The following is a 17,419-nucleotide window of genomic DNA, read 5'->3' on the forward strand; positions in this document are numbered from 1 at the left end:
AAGCGGCCCTAGCCGGGCTCTATTCGCACTTACGACAATGCGTCGTGGATCACTTTGCCTTCGACGAGCGGCAACGGGCGCCCGAGGGCGTCGTGGATCCAGGTGTGGTGATCGATTCCCAACAGATGGTACATCGTCGCCAGCATATCTTTCGGGCTGATCGGATCGCGAGCGACGTCGCTGCCGTGTTTGTCGCTGGCTCCGAGCACCGCTCCACGCTTGATTCCGGCTCCGGCGAGCATCGTCGAATAGACGCGCGACCAGTGGTCCCGCCCGCCCCCCTTGGCTTTGTTGATGGTCGGCGTTCGGCCGTGTTCGCTTGTGCAAACGACGAGAATATCGTCGAGCAAGCCGCGCCGATCGAGATCGGTGATTAAGCCGTGCCAGCCGAGGTCGAGGCCGGGACACAACTCCTTTTTCATTCGCGCGAAGTGATCGTGGTGCGTGTCCCAACCGGTGCCGGCGAGACCGAACTCGTCCCAGAATACGCTGACGACTTTCGTGCCGGCCTCGATCAAGCGGCGGGCCGCGATCAGCGACTTGCCGAAGATCGTCTGTCCGTAGAGGTCGAGCGTTTCCGTCTTTTCTTTGCGCACGTCGAGCGCAGTTCGCAGCGTGTCGCTGTTAAGCATCGCATACGTCATCGAGCGATAGCGATCGAGCGATTGACCGGCTGTGGTTTGTTTTAAGTCGCGACGGGCTTCGTCGAGTTGCTGAATCAGCGTGCGCCGCGTGTCGAGCCGATCGAGGGTGACGTCGTTTTGCAGGCTCGTCGCCGAAGGGACCGTGAAATACGAGTCGGGCGTGCAACCGATATACGGATCGTTATCGGTGAACTTCATATCCTGGAGCGTTTTGATATACCCCTTCGTGGCGCTGCCGACGAAGTCGGTCCAAATCGGATTGTATTCCGAGCCTAAGAACGCCGCATAAGGGCCTGCACGGGGCACCTCGCCCACACGGCGCGAGCTGAATGGAAACGGCAGAGCGATGTTTTGCGGAACCGAATGGGGAGCGGTCCCCTTTTGCCTTTGCGACTCGATGTAGTCGACGACCGAGCCGAAGTAGGGCCAGTGCTTGGGATCGCGAGGGCTCAACTCCATCGCGACGTCGATGACAGGGACGCCGGTCGTGGCGTAGGCGACGCCGTGGAGCGGATAAGGATGCGTCATCGAACGCATCACGGTCGTGCGGTCCATCACCTTCGACAAGTTCGGCAGCAACTCGCTGACGTTGCAGCCCGGCAGGCTGGAAGGAATGCAGCCGAATTCGCCGCGGATCTCCAGCGGGGCATCCGGCTTCGGGTCGACCGTTTCCAATTGGCTCGGCGATCCGTAAAGGTGGATCAGGATGATCCCCTTCGCCTTGCCGAAGCTGCGAGGGCGTGCCACGTCGGCCGCAGCGGAAGCGGCTTGCAACTGCAACAGCTGCGGCAGGCTTGCCCCGGCCATGCCGAGTCCGCCGATGCGAAGCATGTCGCGCCGCGAATAGCCGTCGCAAAGCTTGCGCGTCGAACCGAGCACTCGCAGCATGACGTCGCCTCAATGGCCGAAACGGGAGGACGGAAAAGAATACCGGCCGGGTCGAGCTTACTCGGCCCGATCGCAACGCAACAGCGCGAACGCTAGCGTCGTGAAAGGTAGATAAGGGTGGGCTGATGCGATGATTATCGTATCATTAGCCCCCTCGCCGGTAAAGACTTTTCGCCCTTCCGCTCGTTTTCCTTCGATCATTCCATCGCCGCTAAGGCTGCTGAGATTCAGCGTTAGTCGGATGCTTAGTAGCCGAAAATCGCTTGAGGGCCGAACCCAAACGCGGCCGGGCTGGCAAACGAAGCTGCGGGGTTTCCGTAAACCGTGGGGTAATAGCCGTACGGACTGTAGCGAGGCACGTAAGTGCCGTAACCGCCCCCATAGCCGACGCCGTAGTTGATACCTGAGGGGTAGTAGCCGTAAGCGGCCGAAATACCCGGCGGATAAGCTCGATATCCGTTGTGATACCGATGTGGATAACCTGCTGCGGCGGGGGCCGCACCGATGCTCACTAGGCTGCCGACGACTAAAAGTAACGACAGGAAGCGTTTCATGGGGAACTCCTTTATTTCATAGCCACTCATCGATCCAAAGCCGTACCACGCTTGGCTACAGAGGTAGGGTGCAACCGCCGTACCGTTCGCGATTGATGTGAATCGAGCCCGCAAAAGCGGGAGCGCGTTCAAGAGCTTCTAACCTCCGGAACACCGGTTCGTCGTCGAATTGATGACGAATGCGACTCGAATCGAGACGCGAGTCTGCGCTCTGGTTGGGAGCGGCGGCAGGTTTCGCGAGGCTTGATTACGCGGCGTTAGGATCCGCGCCCACTCCGACGAAGAAAAAAGCTTGCAACTCGGCGCGGGTGTTCACGCCGAACTGCTTATGCAATTGCTTGACGTAGTCGTTGACCGTGTGCTGGCTGATGTTCATGCGCGACGCGATATTCTTGTGGCTATAACCGGAGAGCAAGAAGATCAACGTCTGACGCTCGCGCGGCGACAGGCCGAGCGAGACTTCGCGCGCCTCTTCGTTCATGCCGTATTTGTGGAGCCAATCTACTTGGCTGAAGACGGTTTGCACGATCGTCTTCTCGCGCAAACTGAAATTCGGCTTGCCGCGCCGACGATGCAGCCCGAGGTTGCTCGAAAAGTTTTCGTTCAACGGATATAGGGAAAGCAGGAAGAATTCAAAGCCGGTCTGCTTCCATATCTCCATCAAACGCTCTCGATCTTCAGGCGGAAAGATTTCTCCCTCGGAGAACGTCGTGCGACGCCCCTCGACCATGCAGTCGTAGGCCTTTTGCAAACCCTGGCGTCCGAACTCGGGAGAGCTGATGACCGTGTACACGGCAAATTGCTCTGCTTCCGATTTCCAGCCTCCGTCGATGACGCAAGTCGTCATGAAGTCGCCGGGCAGGTCGTGGTTAATGGCCGTGCTCGACCAAATGTAGACGTCGGCATCGACGAGGCGTGCGAGACCTTCGATCAATACTCGCCGGCGATCGGGCACGCTCAATCCGAGCAAAGGATCGGTCGACTCATTCAGCAACTTCACGATCCGTTCGATGTCCGTAAAGTCGAGCGTTTGCGTCATCAGCGGCGAGTTCCTAGCCTGAGAAGAAACACATCTTGCGCTTCATTAAGTCAACCTTATACACCGCAACGTCGTCGGCGTGCAGCTATCCGACTAAAGAACGAGCTTCGAGAACATTTTTTGGTCGCTGATATTACTTCGAGTGAATTGCTTCGCGGTTGGGAGCGACTCGGAATCAACTTGCCGCAGCCGTGAGGCGTCGGTATCATCAACAGCGACTGATGGAATCGTCGGAGTTTGTTCGTAGGCCTACCTCGCAGCCCGGCTTCGGTCGGGTCTCTCACTACGGCAAAGGGTGTCGTCATGCTTACCGCGCTCGGCGGCTACCACCGCAATTGCTCAGGCCTGAGCCGGCGTCGACTTCTGCAAGCCGGCGGAGCAGGGCTCTTCGGCCTTACGCTGCCGAAGCTCTTAGCGGCGGAAGAAGCGGCGAGGCCGTTGCGGCCGAGAGCGAAAAGCGTGATCTTTCTGCTGCTCTACGGCGGGCCGAGCCAACTAGAAACCTTCGATATGAAGCCCGACGCGCCCGACACTTTGCGCGGGCCGTTCAAGCCGATCGCTTCGCGCACGCCCGGCTTGCGCATCTGCGAGCATCTGCCGAAGCTCGCGACATCTTCCGACAAGTTCTGCGTCGTGCGTACGGTCTCACACTCGTACAACGACCACAGCACCGCCGGGCACTACATTCAAACCGGGCATCCTTGGCATATTCCGATCGGGGCGGGTTTCAATGCCACGCCGAAAGACTGGCCGTCGATGGGCTCGATCGTCGAGTACATGGAGCAGCGTCGCTCCGGCGGCGCGAGCGGAGTGCCGAACTACGCATACTTGCCGAACCTGCTCGGCCATCTGCAAAAGTTTTCGACGTTGTTGACCCGTCCCGGCGGCTACGGCGGCTGGCTCGGTCGTGGCTACGATCCGCTGGCGACCGATATTCAAAAACGAGATCCCGACGACAACCCTTTCATTCGCAATTGCACCGACGACGAACTCGAGTATCGCATCAAGGGGCTTGCCAGCGAAGGGGATGTCTCGCTCGATCGGCTTGACGGACGGAAGTCGTTGCTCGAACGATTCGACGATGCCCGGCGCGAGCTCGACGTCGCTCAGCCGGGCTCGGCACAAAGCACCGTCGCTTACGATAAATTTCGTAACCGGGCGTTAGCGCTAGTCACATCGCCGCGCACCCGCAACGCGTTGGATGTCAAACAAGAAACCGCGGCCGTCCGCGACCGCTACGGCCGGCATTTGTTCGGCCAGTCGGTACTCGTGGCGCGTCGCTTGGTCGAAGCCGGTTCCCGCTTCGTGACCGTCAATTGGGACACCCCCAGCGGCTACGGCTGGGACTCGCATATATCGTCGAACGAACAGCGCGACCACCTATTGCCGGGCCTCGACCAAACGCTTTCGGCATTGCTCGCCGATCTTCACGACCGCGGCTTGCTCGACGAAACGCTCGTCGTCTGTTGCGGCGAGATGGGTCGCACTCCGAAGGCGAATGCCGGTTGGGGGCGCGGTCATTGGAGCATGCTGTTTCCCGCGGTCTTGGCCGGGGCCGGAGTGCGCGGCGGAGCGGTGTATGGTCGAACCGACAAAAACGCAGCTTATGCGGACGAGAATCCGACGTCGCCGGAAGATCTCGCCGCGACGATCTTCACGGCGCTCGGCATCGATCCGGAGCAACGGATCTTCGATCCTCAAGGAAGGCCGGTTGCTTTGGTCGACAACGGCAAACCGCTACCGATCTTCGGCTAAGAGAAGCCGGTCGACCTTTTCCATCGCTTATTACTCCGCTTCCTCCGTTCGTGCTTCTAGGGTTCGTTTCATGCATGCTTATCGCTTTGCGTCCGTCGTCGTCTTCGCTTTCGCTCTCGCTCTCGTTGTTTCGGCGCGAGCGGCTGAGCCGGTTCAAGAAGGGGGCTTCGCTCAGGCCCGCATCCTCGATGTGTGGACGAAGTATGGCGATGTGTTGACGTTCGGGAGCGGCCAGACTCTCGCTTTGGTCGACGATGGTTGCAAGCCGGGAATGCCAGAGTGGACGACCCCGGTCGACGGCGTGGCGAAGGTGCTCGCGTCGTACGACAGTATCGACGGCGACGACAACCCGGCGCATGGCAAGAGCGGCTACCACGGTTCGACGATCGGAATGCCGTCGTCGCTCAACTATCAAGGGAAGCGCGGGGTCGCGTTCAACAATCAAGTCGCGATCGTTCGCGGCGTCGAGTCTTGCCATTGTAAAATCGCCGAAGGAGGAACCTTGGCGAAAGCATTGCAATGGGTCCTGGAGAATCATAAGAAATACCGCATTACGACGGTCAATCTTGCGCCGGTCGACGACAAAGAGCATGGAGAGCCGGTGCCGACCGACATCGATGCGAAGCTCGCCGAGCTACGACGCGCCGGTGTTTGGGTAAGCGCACCGGCCGGCAATCATAATTTTACCAAGGGGATTTCTTGGCCGGCTTGCCAGCCGAATTGTATCGCCGTGGGAGCGGTGACCGTCGGCGGTGATGCGGTTTACCTTGACCGACATGAAAAAGTGGTGCTCGTCGTGCCCGCCGCGGCGACCAGCTCCTCGAACGCGATCGCGTGCGGAGCGGCGATGATTTTGCGCGAGGCGATCGAAAAGAGCGAATACGATTGGTCGGCCGACGGTCCGACGTTGCCGGAAGCGATGCTCGCGGTGATGCAAAAGACCGGGAAGCAAGTCGTCGATAAAGGGAGCGGTCGCACGTATAGCCGGCTCGATCTCCTTGCGGCCGTAGATCATGTCGCCGGTAAGGGAAAGAAGCCGCTGAGCGTAAAACCGAAGGCCCCTTAATGTCCGCGACGTTTATTTAACCGGCAATGTTTCGACGAACGCACAGGCCTGATCGATCCAGCTTGCCAGCCGGCGGTCGCTTTCCAAGCCCTCCCCATCGACGACGATCCAGCCTTTCATCGGTCGCCCGGTCGCGTCGAATTCGCCGACGTGCTCTTGTTTCAAAGCGTCGGCCGCCGCTTCCGCACCTAGTCGCACGATCAGCGATGAGCGCATGATGCCGACGAGCATGTTGCCGCCGAGAAGGAAACAAAGCCCGCCGAACATCTTTTTTTCGGCAATGCCGTGGTGAGCTCGCAGCGCATGGCGAACACGGTCGGCAAGAGACAAGCTGTACGTCATGGTGCGTCGTCCGCGGGACCGGCCAAGTCGCAAAAGCAAAATCGCGCGTCGCGCAGAGTTCGCATTCCGACCTCGCAAGGCACCGGTGCGGCGAAGTTCGGGCCGTCGACGACGAAGGTATGGAACTCGCCGTTTTCGCCGCAAGGATCGATCTCGGCGGGAAGTTCCGTCAATAAGCGTTCATCGTAGTCGCGGCCCGCAAAACTTTCGTGCAATACATGCGTGTCGACGCAACAGAGCACGGCCCGAAATCCAAGTCCGATGAATTCACGCGCGAGGTGCGGGGTCGGCCGGCCCCAAAGCGGAAAGACGCCGCGCATGCCGGGTGGGAAAAGTCGCTCTTCGCGATACTTCCGCACCTCTTCGAGAAACAGATCGCCGCAGATGGCCACGGTGACGCCGCGAGCGACATGCTCGTCGAGCGCCGCACGCGTTTTTCTTTCGTACTCGTCGTTACCGCAACCGATCGAGATTTCGATCGTTTGCAAAGGGTAACCGAGCGCGGTGGCTTGTTTTTCCAGCAGGGTTCGACGCACGCCGTGCATGCTGATGCGGTCGTAGTCGGCAGTCACGGTCGTAAGCAGTGCGACGATCTCGAACTCGCGGCGCACTTCATACAGCGCGAACGCACAATCTTTGCCGCCGCTCCAAAAGACGATCGCTTTCTCGCGCATGGCATTCGAGCTCGGTCAAATGTTCTCGATCGGCGCACCGACGGCATCGGCCGCTTCGACTTTCTTGAGCCAGGCGTCGAACCAAAACGTGCCGAAAGGAAGGAGCGAAGCGACGAACGCATACTTCCAGAACCGGCCCGACCACCACGGACGTCGAATCGAGACTTCCAGAACCGAAGCAAAAAACAGAATGAACAGCGCGCCATGCGCCGAGCCGACGATCCGAACTGCCGACGGATAGCCCGCCAGATACTTCAGCGGCATCGCCACGCCGAGCAGCAAGAGATAGGAAATTCCTTCGACGACGCCGATGAAGCACAGGCGGCGAATCGGCGTACTCAACAGCGGCACTCGAACCATCGGCGGCGCATCCTCAGCTTGTCGTTCAATCGTCGGCGAGACCTTCGTAGCAAGCGAGCAGCTTCTTGCCGACTTCCGCCACGACCGGCAACGCGGCAATGTCTTTCTCACCCGCCGAGATGGCGATCAACGCCGCGACGATTTTCTTTTCCTCTTCGTCGTCGAGAACTTCATCGTCGAGATATTGCTGATGATAAGAGTCCCAAGCGGCCGTGATCCCGATCCACACGATCGCTTCGTCTTCCGGCTCGGCGTCGCTCATCAGGTCGATTTCAAGCTCTTCGAGCGTCATGTCGAGGTAGGGGCCGATGACGCCGTAGACGACTTCCATCTGTTCGCTCACCTCGGGCGAGAGCGCTTTATGCCCCGTACGACCGGCTCGCAAGGGATCGGAACCGTCGTCTGAGGCAGCTGCGTCGCTCATCATGTTCGCTCGCGTCGAATAGAACCGGATATCAAAGCCAAGGATGCCCTGCATTCCAAGATGGAGGGCATCCTTGTGTGGAGGTCCGATTCTAGTGATCGAGTCGCTCGCTTACGACCGCTAGCGAGGCCGTTCGGTATGAAATCGCTTGTTTTTAGGGCAAAACGACGACAGAAAATTTCTTCATAAGAGAAGTTGACATGCGTACACTACTGCGGCTAAAGTCGGAGTGTCATCGGAAGACATCGCCGGAGACGGCGCTTTTACTACTTATTAAGTCACGGAGGATGCGGCCATGCTCGTACTTTCCCGGAAGAGCCAAGAATCGATCGTCATCGGAGGCGAGATTGAAGTCCGGATCATCTCAATTCGAGGCAACATGGTCCGCCTCGGCATCGAAGCGCCGAAAAACGTCTCGATTCTTCGCAGCGAGATTTGCGAACCGACGCGCGAAATCCAAGTTCACGACCTTGCCTATTCCAGCGTTGCTGCGCCGTGTGCCGCGAATCATTGCGCGGTATGAAACGAGGATTCGTCGAAAGGACTTGTGACTCGGCCCGATCGCGCGATAATGCTCGCTGCTTCGAACGTTCGATTTCCTCGTAAGGCCGAGCTGCGACATGTCCGACGAACCTTTGATCGCCGTGTTCATCGATTTCGAGAACCTCGCGATCGGCGTGCGGCACATGAACAACGCCGGGCAGTTTCAGATTCCTCTCATCTTGAAGCGGTTGCTCGAAAAAGGGCGCATCGTCTACAAGCGAGCCTATTGCGATTGGAGCAACTATCGCGATGCCGTGCGGGAATTTCATACCCACGGCATCGAGCTGATCGACATTCCGCAAAGCAAAATGAGCGGCAAGAACAGCGCCGATATTCGCATGGTCGTCGATGCGATGGATCTCTGCTACGCGAAGCAGCACATCGATATCTTCGCTTTGATCTCCGGCGACAGCGACTTCTCGCCGCTCGTCTCGAAGCTCAAGGAAAACAATCGTCGCGTGCTCGGTTGCGGCGTGAAAAGTTCGACCTCCGACTTGCTGATCGCGAATTGCGACGAGTTTATTTACTACGACGATTTAATTCGCGTAGCGAAAAAAGTGCCTGTCAAAGAAGTCAGAACGACGAAGGAAGGAAGCTCGAAGCCCGACAAGCTGCAAGAAGCGATCGAACGGGTGCTGGAAGTATTGCACTCGATCGAGCAAGACTTCGATCCGCTCTGGGGTTCGACGCTGAAGCAGGCGATTCGCCGGGTGTTCCCGGGCTTCAACGAAGGCTATTACGGCTACAACAGCTTCTCGGAACTACTCGAAGCGATCGACGATAAAGGACTGATCGAACTCGAATACGATGAAAGCAAGAAGAACTACAAGGTGTGGCCTGTCAGAGAAACCACCGGCCGACCGCCGACCAAAACCGCGGCACCGAAACCAGCGCGGTAGTTTCCGCAGTTTTAAAGCGGGTTGATGCACCACGGGTCGTCGTTACGCGGGCTATTCACAAAGCTGCCGACCGGCGTGGCGAGCAAGTCGTCGCTCGAATACGGCTTCAAGATTCCGAGCAAGGCTTCCTTGCCCGGGAATTGCGGATCGAGCCACAGTTCGTACGCCTCCTTCGGCAGAATGACCGGCATGCGGTCATGAATCTCAGACATCATCGGGCTGGCCTCGGTCGTAAGAATCGTCGCCGAGTCAATCGCGCGATCGTCTCGCTCCCAATGATCTGCCAGCCCGGCGAAGGCAAACGGGCGGTCGTCGGCCATGCGGATATAGTACGGCTGTTTGACTTTGCCTTCTTGTTTCCATTCATAGAAGCCGTCGGCGAGTATCAAGCAACGGCCTCGGCGAAACGACGAACGAAACGTCGGTTTCTCCGCAACCTCTTCCGCTTTGGCGTTAATCAACGTGCTGCCGACTTTCGGATCGTCGGCCCAAGAAGGGATGAGCCCCCAGCGGGCATAAGAGAGTCGCCCCTCTTTGACGATCGCGATGTTTTGCGTCGGAGCGACATTGAATCGCGGGGCCCAAACCAATTTCGTAGGCGGCTCGAACGCGAATTCCGCGATGAGATCTTTGAGCTGGCTCCGCAATGTAAAGCGTCCGCACATGACGTCGTTCTTCGGACAAGTGAGGAAGGAGGCGTGGTCGGTTCGTTCCGTTTTCGGCCGCCGTTATTGTAGGGAGCGCGACAACGGAATCCGTGAGGATTGCGTGCAATTTCTTGCGGAGTCGTCGAAAGTGCGGCAAGAATTGCGATGAATCTAGGATAAGTCGCATCCCCTCCTCGACGACGGATGCTAGAATAGCGACGGCATCCGAGGTCGCCGCTCCTTGCGGTATGAAAGCCGGATTGCTCGCTCGGCGATCGATTCGCCGACTCTCTTGATCCGAACGACGAAGTTCGGCCCCCTGTATTAATGCTTAAATGGATCCGATGAGTAAGCTTCTTTCCGTAGCGCTGTTAAAAGCCGGCGATCAGTTCGAGTTCGTTTCGTTTCGGTCCGAAAGTTCGCCCCTTTCCGGCACGAAAGATCATCACGAGACGCTGGTCGTCGCGAATATGCCGCAGGTGAATAAGGCGGCGAATTCGTGCTTTTTCCGTTACAAGTCCCAGACCAATCCCGAAGACGGCAATCGAAGCTGGAACGGGACCGCGGATATTGAAGTACGCTTGCTCACGGATCGTCCGTTGAGCATTCCAGCCGCGATGCCGACTCCCGCATCACCGGCTGCAGCAGCCGTTTCGACCACGAGCGCGACTCCCGCCGTGAAGCGGAACGAAACGAAGTCGAGCAGCGAACTTCCGACGATCGAGAAGTCTGCGGAGCCCGCGGTTGTGGTGGATTCGACAGAGGATTCTCCAGCGGAGCAGCCCACAAACGAACTGGCGGAAAGCAACGGTAAGTCGGTCAAAAAGAAAACGGCCGCGAAGAAGACTGCCGTCGGGAAGAAGAGTGCGACGAGCGCTATCGTGAAAAAGAAGAGCGCTAAGAGCTTGCCGAAAAGCGCTCCGTCCGAGAAATCGGCAAAGAAGCCCGTGAAACGGCCGAGCAAGAAGAAAGTTTGATTGCGATCGTGCCAGGCTCGATGGATTAACGATCTTCCATCGCTGAACCATCTTCCAGCGTCGAACGATCGTCTTGCTCGCGATGACCTTCCGTTCGCTCGGAATAGCCGCTGCAGCGAACTATGGGCTGCGGCGGATACTTTGGAAATCGCCGATCGCTCTGCGATAGCCGGCAAAGGATGAATCGCGAGCCCTTCGCCGAGACGACTTCCTTAAGCTGGGCGCATGCGTAGCAAAGCGACTGGATGCTCAAAGATATTCTTTCGAGGTGGTTCCGCGGCGGCTACTCGGCGATGCTTTCAATCCGCTCGATTTCTTCCGGCGATAAGCGAAAGTTCAACGCGTCGAGATCCGCCTGCATGTGCGCTGCGTTGGTCGTACCGGTCAACGGAACCATGTCGACGTCCAACGCGAAACGAAACACGATTTGGGCGACCGTGCGGCCGTGTCGTTGCGCGAGATGCAAAAGCTCGGGATGTGCGAGCGCTTCGCGATTGGCCGTCAGCAGCGAGAACCCTTGGTAGACGATCTCGTTCGCTCGACAAAACTTCCGTATGTCGCGGTCCCAACCTTGCACGGCGAAGCAACGGTTTTGCACGAAGCTCGGCCGTACCTTCGCCTTCTCGCAAAGCAACTTGAGCTGAGCCGCAGAGACGTTGCTGATTCCCAGTAGGCCTGCGCGACCATCGGCATGCAGTGCTTCCATCGCCCGCCACGCTTCCCAGTCGGGAGCGGCAAGCCCGACGCGCTTGCTGGGACCATGCAGCACGTAGGAGTCGATCTTCTCTAAGCCGAGATGCTTCAATGAACTCTCGAACGACTGCGCGACCTGTGCGACAACCGAGGCGGCGGGATCGTACGGCAGACGATGATCTTGGCCGGCTTGGAAAGTGAACTTCGTTTGCAGAAATAAATCGTCACGCGTGATCAATCCGGCGGCGATCGCCTCCGCAATCGCTTCGCCGACCGCCGCTTCGTGGTAATGTTTCCTTTGATTCGCCGTGTCGATCCCTCGAAAGCCTTGTTGCAAGGCGAGCGCGACGAGACGTTTCGTCTCCGCTTCCTTCCACGCCGTGCCGTAAAGGAATCGTGGAACCGTTCTGCCTTGGATTTCGAGAGTTCGACTCGTCATCGGAACCACGATGTTTCGTTTCGCTGCGAGGTTTTGCTGCGAAGCAGCGAAGCGCATAAAAAACCCGAAGTAGTTGACGATCAACTACTTCGGCTCCGGCAAACGTCGAAAAAAGTACACCCGACAGGGTTCGAACCTGTAACCTTCGCCTTCGGAGGGCGACGCGCTATCCAATTGTGCCACGGGTGCGGAAGAGCCTCGTTGCTCGCCGACAAACGATCGTCGACGGTCAAGCGGCCTGGATGGCTCGCTATTCTACAAGATTTCCCCTCGTTTGCCATGGACCGAAGCGGGAAGATCAGGTGACATAAAAGGGATCGAAACCCAGGACAATGAGATCGTTCAGGAGAAGCGGGATGTTGCGTTATCTGCTCTGTCTTTCGTTCGGCCTCATATCGTCGTTCGTCGCTGCCGAAGAACTGGGCGCGATTGCCGAGTCGAAGCTGGTCGATATCGACGGGCAGAGCCACGATTCGGCCGAGTGGAAAAACCGTAAGGCGACCGTACTGATTTTTCTCGGCACCGATTGCCCGGTCTCAAACGGCTATGCTCCCGAAATCCAGCGGATCTACGAGAGCGGTAAGAGCAGCGGCGTTGCGGTGCTCGGTGTTTATTCCGATCCCAGCGTTACGCTCGAAGATGCCCGAACGCACGGCAAGGAATACGGCTTCACCTTCCCACGCGTCCTCGACGGCGATCAGCGACTGGCGAAGCAAGCCGATGTGAAACGCATTCCAACGGCGATCGTGCTCGATCCTTCAAGCAAAATCGTTTATCGAGGTCGGATCGACGATCGTTGGTCGCCCGAAGGGAAGCGGCGCGACGTGCCCCGAACGCGCGAGCTGCGCGCCGCGATCGAAGCCGTGGTCGCGGGCCGAGAGCCGGCCGTGCGCGAAGCACCGACGTTCGGTTGCCCTCTCCCTACGACCCGGCTCGGAAAATAAAGTGCGGCCAGATCGCTTCTTCAAAGCGATGAAACGACGCCGGCCTCGGGCATCCTTGCCTTCGGCCGGTCGTGCTGCACGAACGTGCTTCGGTGTCGCATCCTGCGCAGCGAAGTCGTTCGTATCGTAATCGGATCGGTATGCGAATCAGGGGCCGATGCCGCGCGGGTTGGCCGACAAGAAATCGCGCGGTGCGCGAACCGTGTAGTAAGGGTAAGCGACCGCGGCGCCTCCCGGCCCTCCTGCGCCCATGCCCCCCGCACCACCTCCACCGCCGCCGCCGCCGTTTCGGTTGCAGAGGCCTTGTCGGCAGGCGTCGGAGCCGTGGTTCGAAAACAGGCCGCTCCGGCCTCCGTTGCATTGTTGGCAATCATTGGCGCAGCCACTGCCGGCGATCATCATGACGAGCGCGAAGCTCGCGATCAGAAATCGGTTCATCGTTCTCTTCCCCCTGGTGCGTTCGGCGAAGCTCTGGCGCTTGACGAACGAAATTGGATTTGGACGGAATGTCGAAGCTGGATCGCGAAAGCGGAAGAACTCCGACGTGTGAGGGCACGCGGGTACTTGAACTTTGCGTTCGTGCGACCGTCTCCGAGCGGCACAGGCGTGGTCGCGGGAACCAAGACCTGTTCCTAATGGCTTATCGTCCCGTACAAACGGGAGAATTCAGAAAATCGGTACTTTCGGTATTACCGCGGAGTCGCGCATTTTCGGCGAAAGCGAATCCGGGGCCCCTAGTAAGCTCCGAGTTGTATCACGCTACAATCTGGTCGGCGTTAAAGTCTGCCTATCTTTCGGAGTCGCTCGGATGAAGCCGTATTTGCGAGGTTTCGTGTGCATTGTGATGCAACTTGGTGCGGCCGCGGCGACCGTGGCAGGCGCGGAGCCCAACGCTACGACGGACTCCGTGAAACCGACCGCGATCGGCGTAACGAGAGAAGGGAACCCGATCGAAGCTTATATCGCCGAGCCGAACGGCTACGAGAGTAAGAAGATTCGCGTTTTGCTTGTCTCGGGTCTGACCGGCAGGAACGCGTCGGGGTTGCTGCCGAAGGCCGGCGTCGACGGCGAGCTTTCGATCTCGACCGTATCGCTCGATCGCAACGCCGCGAGCGATGCGAAGCCCGGCACGCATCAGTTTCCTCCGAGCGGCGACTTCTATCAAAGCCCGACTCAAGTCGAAGCTCAGTATTTGTGGCGTTGGATCGGTATGCATGCGCCGGATTTGGTTGTCGAGGTGGTGACCGGCGATGCGGAAGAGTTCCACTTGCCCGCTTCGAGCTTCCCGCGATTAAAAACGCTTTCGACCCACTTGCCCAATCTGCAAGTGCGCCCCTTTTCGGACGAACCTCTGACATGCCTGAATGAAACCTCGCCTTGTGCCGTGGGGATCGTTCCGGCGATGCGAGTCGTCGCGAAAACGGATGCTTATTGGAATACGTTGAAGCGAGCGCTGACGGAAAGTAAGTTGCCCCCATCTTCGGCGCGCATCGAAATCCAAAAGCGACTCGCTCGCACGCCCGAGCAAGTCGCTGCGCAATTGCTCGAGGTTTACGGGAAGCAACTGAGCTCGGTGCAATATATTCCGGCGCTCGCGCTCGTCGGCCGGTTGCGACATGAGCTGAGCAGAGAACAAAAGGACGCTCCTGTATCGCCGATCGTCTTAGCCGCCGTCGAACCGTATCTGTCCAGCGCGAAGCCCACGCTCGCTCCGAAAGCCGGAGGGTCGGGCACGGCGGGCAACTTGCTGTTCGGAGAGCTTGCTGCGATCATCGGCGAGAAGCGTTACGTCGAGTTGGTGAAAGCGGCGGCCGATCAAGCATTCGACTCCGACGACAAGCCGCGCGAAGCGATGCCGGCCCATAGCGAAATGAGCGACGCGGTGTTCATGGGTTGCCCGATCTTGGCGCAGGCGGGGAAGCTGACCGGCGACGACAGATACTTCGACGCTTGCCTCCGCAATTTGCGATTCATGCAGAAGCTTTGCCTCCGCAAAGACGGTCTCTATCGACATTCGCCGCTTGATGAATCGGCATGGGGACGCGGCAACGGCTTCCCTGCGCTTGGGCTTGCGTGGTCGCTTGCGGAGATCCCGGAGTCGTACGCCGGACGAGCCGAAATGCTCGACGCCTTTCGCAATCACATGGACGCAGTGCTGCCGCACCAAGACGCGAGCGGTTGCTGGCATCAAGTGATCGACCATCCGGAAAGCTACCGCGAGTTCACTTGTACCGCGATGACGACGTTTGCGCTGGCGCGCGGCGTCCGACTCGGTTGGCTGAAGTCGGAAAAGTACGACGCTGCGATCAAGCGAGGTTGGGATGCTTTGCGAGCTCGCATCGGAACCGATGGAGGACTGGTCGACGTTTGCACCGGCACCGGCAAGATGAAAAGCCTGCGCGACTATTATGACCGGACCGCGATTCTCGGCCGGGACGATCGCGGCGGAGCGATGGCTTTGATGGTGACGACCGAGATGGAGCTCTATCTGAGAGCGCTCGGTCGCTGATTTCGGCTCGTTTCGCGAAACCCGGCGGGCTCGCTCATTTCTAGTTCGCAGCTAGAATGGCGTTACCGATCCACGAATTCGTCGCTCGCTTAAATCGTTTATTCGTTTGAAGAAACTGCGCTATGCCCTCGTCCGCCGCTCGCCTTTCGAACTTGCAACTTGCTTTAGATCCGTTGCGACGGCAACTTTTCGCGCACCCGATTTACCAAGCAGTCGATTCGCTCCCTCGCTTGCACGCGTTCATGGAGCAGCACATCTTCGCGGTTTGGGACTTCATGTCGCTCTTGAAGGCCTTGCAACGCAAGCTCACGTGCATCGATGTCCCTTGGCTTCCGAGCGACCACGGCAAGGCGAGCCGGTTGATTAACGAAATCGTGCTCGGCGAAGAAAGCGATGCCGATGGGCTCGGCGGCTATTCCAGCCACTTCGAGCTCTACACGGCAGCGATGACTGAGACCGGTGCCGATGTCGGCCCTATCCGCCGCTTCATCGCGTTGCTGCGGCAAGGAGTCGCGCCGCGCATGGCCCTGGTAGAAGCGAACGTGCCCGACACTGCCAGGCAATTCACCACGGCGACGTTGGACGTAGCGGAGCAGGGTTCGCTTTGTGCAGTAGCCGCGGCGTTTACGCTCGGACGAGAAGATTTGGTCCCCGAGATGTTTCGGCGGATCGTCTCCGGCTTGGCTGCTACGCCGTCGTCCGGTTTGACGCGCTTCAGCTACTACCTCGATCGGCACATCGAAGTCGATGAAGGAACGCACGGTCCGATGGCGTTGGAAATGCTCGCAATGCTCTGCGGCGATGACGACGCCAAGTGGCGCGAGGCTCAAGCGACGGCCGCCGATGCCATTCGCTCGCGAATCGTACTCTGGGACGGCGTGCTCGCTGCCGTACGCTCGCGCAGCCCCGTCGCTTAAGCGTTGGCCTGGAATCGCCCGGCTTCGAACGCCGCGGCCATCGCCGCCGGTACGGCAGCTTCCGCCTCGACGACTCGGGCCCGATTGCGTACCACGCCGGCCTTCATCTCTTGCTCTTTGGCGATCGCGTTGGCTCGGCGCTCTTCCGCTTTAGCGCGAGCGACGCGTGTGTCGGCCTCGGCTTGGTCGGCTTGCAGGCGAGCCCCGATGTTTTCGCCGACATCGATATCGGCGATGTCGATCGAAACGATCTCGAACGCCGTCTGCGCATCGAGCCCACGATGTAGCACTGCTTTGGAAATCAGGTTCGGATTCTCCATCACTTCCAAATGGCTTTCGGCCGAGCCGATCGAGGTGATGATCCCTTCGCCGACGCGGGCGATGATCGTTTCTTCCGTGGCGCCGCCGATGAGTTGCATGATGTTGGTCCGCACCGTCACGCGAGCGCGTACCTTCAATTCAACGCCGTTCTTCGCGATCGCCGAAAGGAATGTTTTGCCCGAACCTTGGCTGGGGCAATCGATTACCTTCGGGTTAACGCTCGTCTGCACGGCGTCGAGCACGTCGCGGCCGGCAAGATCGATCGCGGCCGCTCGATCGAAATCGAGATCGATACCCGCGCGATGCGCAGCGATGATGGCGCGGATCACGCCGAGGACATTACCGCCGGCGAGATAATGGGCTTCTAGGCGGCGAGTCGTGATGCCGGTCGTCGGGTCGTCTCCCACGGCGGCTTGCATTCCCATGATCTTCGCTTGCACGATGCCGCGCGCGTTTACTTGGCGCAACGTCATGCCGATCAGGCTGAAAATGCTGACCCGCGCGTTCGACATGTACGCTTGAAACCACAGGCTGCCGTAGCTCATCATCACCAGCAAAAACACGATGGCGAAAAAGCCGAGAATGGCGATGCCCGCCAGGGCGATGAAGTTCACGCCCGATTCTTCCACGACTTTAGGTCGCGCTTGAGCGAAGAGCATGAGCGAACAGAAGATGGAATGCATCGTTGTGCAACTCGCGTTGGGAAAGCTGGATCCGAAAGCGACGACGCTCCCGAAGTCTCGCGCGTGGCGAAATGGGTCCGAAGTCGTCCCCATAGAATAGC

Annotated in this window: 19 protein-coding genes and 1 tRNA gene; 8 read left to right on the forward strand and 12 right to left on the reverse strand. The window is 58.9% G+C overall.

Annotated elements, in window-relative coordinates; translation table 11 throughout:
• Positions 1-29 precede the first annotated feature (29 nt).
• The 3 genes from K8U03_16945 to K8U03_16955 all read right to left on the reverse strand — a co-directional run bounded on the left by K8U03_16945 (position 30) and on the right by K8U03_16955 (position 3,125).
• A complete protein-coding gene (locus K8U03_16945; protein MCE9606579.1) occupies positions 30-1,532 on the reverse strand; it encodes a DUF1501 domain-containing protein in 1,503 nt (500 codons plus the stop codon).
• 245 nt (positions 1,533-1,777) lie between these two features.
• Complete coding sequence (locus K8U03_16950) at positions 1,778-2,086, reverse strand: hypothetical protein (GenBank protein ID MCE9606580.1); 309 nt, start codon at positions 2,084-2,086, stop codon at positions 1,778-1,780.
• A 247-nt stretch (positions 2,087-2,333) separates the two neighbouring features.
• Positions 2,334-3,125, reverse strand: a complete 792-nt coding sequence (locus tag K8U03_16955; protein MCE9606581.1) for a helix-turn-helix transcriptional regulator — start codon at positions 3,123-3,125, stop codon at positions 2,334-2,336.
• 303 nt (positions 3,126-3,428) lie between these two features.
• On the opposite strand from K8U03_16955, the gene K8U03_16960 reads away from it, so the two are divergent.
• Both K8U03_16960 and K8U03_16965 read left to right on the forward strand, forming a co-directional pair.
• The gene (locus K8U03_16960) at positions 3,429-4,880 is read left to right on the forward strand and encodes a DUF1501 domain-containing protein (protein MCE9606582.1); all 1,452 of its coding nucleotides are present in this window, start codon (positions 3,429-3,431) and stop codon (positions 4,878-4,880) included.
• Positions 4,881-4,950: 70 nt separating this feature from the next.
• Entirely contained in the window at positions 4,951-5,946 is a 996-nt protein-coding gene (locus K8U03_16965; protein ID MCE9606583.1) for a S8/S53 family peptidase, read from the forward strand.
• A gap of 12 nt (positions 5,947-5,958) precedes the next feature.
• Here the strand turns inward: K8U03_16965 and K8U03_16970 are convergent, their stop codons facing one another.
• Genes K8U03_16970 through K8U03_16985 form a run of 4 tightly spaced genes read right to left on the reverse strand, consistent with a single transcriptional unit; the run spans position 5,959 to position 7,746 of the window.
• Positions 5,959-6,288 (reverse strand): TfoX/Sxy family protein, encoded by a 330-nt coding sequence (locus tag K8U03_16970; protein ID MCE9606584.1) that lies wholly within the window; start codon positions 6,286-6,288, stop codon positions 5,959-5,961.
• Positions 6,285-6,962, reverse strand: coding sequence for an adenine nucleotide alpha hydrolase (locus K8U03_16975; protein MCE9606585.1), 678 nt, complete (start codon positions 6,960-6,962; stop codon positions 6,285-6,287). The genes K8U03_16970 and K8U03_16975 overlap by 4 nt, the downstream gene beginning before the upstream one ends.
• A gap of 15 nt (positions 6,963-6,977) precedes the next feature.
• Positions 6,978-7,307, reverse strand: coding sequence for a DUF3817 domain-containing protein (locus K8U03_16980; GenBank protein MCE9606586.1), 330 nt, complete (start codon positions 7,305-7,307; stop codon positions 6,978-6,980).
• A 40-nt stretch (positions 7,308-7,347) separates the two neighbouring features.
• Positions 7,348-7,746: a hypothetical protein gene (locus K8U03_16985; GenBank protein MCE9606587.1), complete on the reverse strand. Its 399-nt coding sequence runs from the start codon at positions 7,744-7,746 to the stop codon at positions 7,348-7,350.
• Positions 7,747-8,041: 295 nt separating this feature from the next.
• Between K8U03_16985 and csrA the strand changes: the two genes are divergently transcribed.
• On the forward strand, positions 8,042-8,269 hold the full coding sequence (gene csrA, locus K8U03_16990; GenBank protein MCE9606588.1) for a carbon storage regulator CsrA: 228 nt from the start codon (positions 8,042-8,044) through the stop codon (positions 8,267-8,269).
• A gap of 97 nt (positions 8,270-8,366) precedes the next feature.
• Entirely contained in the window at positions 8,367-9,188 is an 822-nt protein-coding gene (locus K8U03_16995; GenBank protein ID MCE9606589.1) for an NYN domain-containing protein, read from the forward strand.
• A gap of 11 nt (positions 9,189-9,199) precedes the next feature.
• On the opposite strand, the gene K8U03_17000 is transcribed toward K8U03_16995, so the two are convergent.
• Positions 9,200-9,853, reverse strand: coding sequence for an SOS response-associated peptidase (locus K8U03_17000; GenBank protein ID MCE9606590.1), 654 nt, complete (start codon positions 9,851-9,853; stop codon positions 9,200-9,202).
• Between the two features lie 326 nt (positions 9,854-10,179).
• On the opposite strand from K8U03_17000, the gene K8U03_17005 reads away from it, so the two are divergent.
• Positions 10,180-10,812 (forward strand): hypothetical protein, encoded by a 633-nt coding sequence (locus tag K8U03_17005; GenBank protein MCE9606591.1) that lies wholly within the window; start codon positions 10,180-10,182, stop codon positions 10,810-10,812.
• A 283-nt stretch (positions 10,813-11,095) separates the two neighbouring features.
• Here the strand turns inward: K8U03_17005 and K8U03_17010 are convergent, their stop codons facing one another.
• Entirely contained in the window at positions 11,096-11,944 is an 849-nt protein-coding gene (locus K8U03_17010) for an aldo/keto reductase (GenBank protein MCE9606592.1), read from the reverse strand.
• A gap of 115 nt (positions 11,945-12,059) precedes the next feature.
• Positions 12,060-12,133, reverse strand: a tRNA-Arg gene (locus K8U03_17015).
• A gap of 167 nt (positions 12,134-12,300) precedes the next feature.
• On the opposite strand from K8U03_17015, the gene K8U03_17020 reads away from it, so the two are divergent.
• Complete coding sequence (locus K8U03_17020; protein MCE9606593.1) at positions 12,301-12,888, forward strand: redoxin family protein; 588 nt, start codon at positions 12,301-12,303, stop codon at positions 12,886-12,888.
• 147 nt (positions 12,889-13,035) lie between these two features.
• On the opposite strand, the gene K8U03_17025 is transcribed toward K8U03_17020, so the two are convergent.
• Positions 13,036-13,326: a hypothetical protein gene (locus K8U03_17025; GenBank protein MCE9606594.1), complete on the reverse strand. Its 291-nt coding sequence runs from the start codon at positions 13,324-13,326 to the stop codon at positions 13,036-13,038.
• A gap of 370 nt (positions 13,327-13,696) precedes the next feature.
• On the opposite strand from K8U03_17025, the gene K8U03_17030 reads away from it, so the two are divergent.
• Complete coding sequence (locus tag K8U03_17030; GenBank protein ID MCE9606595.1) at positions 13,697-15,397, forward strand: glycoside hydrolase family 88 protein; 1,701 nt, start codon at positions 13,697-13,699, stop codon at positions 15,395-15,397.
• 122 nt (positions 15,398-15,519) lie between these two features.
• On the forward strand, positions 15,520-16,314 hold the full coding sequence (locus K8U03_17035; GenBank protein ID MCE9606596.1) for a DUF3050 domain-containing protein: 795 nt from the start codon (positions 15,520-15,522) through the stop codon (positions 16,312-16,314).
• Here the strand turns inward: K8U03_17035 and floA are convergent.
• On the reverse strand, positions 16,311-17,318 hold the full coding sequence (floA, locus tag K8U03_17040) for a flotillin-like protein FloA (GenBank protein ID MCE9606597.1): 1,008 nt from the start codon (positions 17,316-17,318) through the stop codon (positions 16,311-16,313). The genes K8U03_17035 and floA overlap by 4 nt on opposite strands.
• Positions 17,319-17,419 lie beyond the last annotated feature (101 nt).

Source organism: Planctomycetia bacterium, assembly GCA_021413845.1.
Lineage (GTDB): Bacteria > Planctomycetota > Planctomycetia > Pirellulales > PNKZ01 > PNKZ01.

Excerpts from the sequence above, each read along its gene's own strand:
- K8U03_16945 (MCE9606579.1), bottom strand. The coding sequence starts at position 1,532 with ATGCTGCGAGTGCTCGGTTCGACGCGCAAGCTTTGCGACGGCTATTCG.
- K8U03_16950 (MCE9606580.1), bottom strand. The coding sequence starts at position 2,086 with ATGAAACGCTTCCTGTCGTTACTTTTAGTCGTCGGCAGCCTAGTGAGC.
- K8U03_16955 (MCE9606581.1), bottom strand. The coding sequence starts at position 3,125 with ATGACGCAAACGCTCGACTTTACGGACATCGAACGGATCGTGAAGTTG.
- K8U03_16960 (MCE9606582.1), top strand. The coding sequence starts at position 3,429 with ATGCTTACCGCGCTCGGCGGCTACCACCGCAATTGCTCAGGCCTGAGC.
- K8U03_16965 (MCE9606583.1), top strand. The coding sequence starts at position 4,951 with ATGCATGCTTATCGCTTTGCGTCCGTCGTCGTCTTCGCTTTCGCTCTC.
- K8U03_16970 (MCE9606584.1), bottom strand. The coding sequence starts at position 6,288 with ATGACGTACAGCTTGTCTCTTGCCGACCGTGTTCGCCATGCGCTGCGA.
- K8U03_16975 (MCE9606585.1), bottom strand. The coding sequence starts at position 6,962 with ATGCGCGAGAAAGCGATCGTCTTTTGGAGCGGCGGCAAAGATTGTGCG.
- K8U03_16985 (MCE9606587.1), bottom strand. The coding sequence starts at position 7,746 with ATGAGCGACGCAGCTGCCTCAGACGACGGTTCCGATCCCTTGCGAGCC.
- csrA (MCE9606588.1), top strand. The coding sequence starts at position 8,042 with ATGCTCGTACTTTCCCGGAAGAGCCAAGAATCGATCGTCATCGGAGGC.
- K8U03_16995 (MCE9606589.1), top strand. The coding sequence starts at position 8,367 with ATGTCCGACGAACCTTTGATCGCCGTGTTCATCGATTTCGAGAACCTC.
- K8U03_17000 (MCE9606590.1), bottom strand. The coding sequence starts at position 9,853 with ATGTGCGGACGCTTTACATTGCGGAGCCAGCTCAAAGATCTCATCGCG.
- K8U03_17005 (MCE9606591.1), top strand. The coding sequence starts at position 10,180 with ATGAGTAAGCTTCTTTCCGTAGCGCTGTTAAAAGCCGGCGATCAGTTC.
- K8U03_17010 (MCE9606592.1), bottom strand. The coding sequence starts at position 11,944 with ATGACGAGTCGAACTCTCGAAATCCAAGGCAGAACGGTTCCACGATTC.
- K8U03_17020 (MCE9606593.1), top strand. The coding sequence starts at position 12,301 with ATGTTGCGTTATCTGCTCTGTCTTTCGTTCGGCCTCATATCGTCGTTC.
- K8U03_17025 (MCE9606594.1), bottom strand. The coding sequence starts at position 13,326 with ATGAACCGATTTCTGATCGCGAGCTTCGCGCTCGTCATGATGATCGCC.
- K8U03_17030 (MCE9606595.1), top strand. The coding sequence starts at position 13,697 with ATGAAGCCGTATTTGCGAGGTTTCGTGTGCATTGTGATGCAACTTGGT.
- K8U03_17035 (MCE9606596.1), top strand. The coding sequence starts at position 15,520 with ATGCCCTCGTCCGCCGCTCGCCTTTCGAACTTGCAACTTGCTTTAGAT.
- floA (MCE9606597.1), bottom strand. The coding sequence starts at position 17,318 with ATGCATTCCATCTTCTGTTCGCTCATGCTCTTCGCTCAAGCGCGACCT.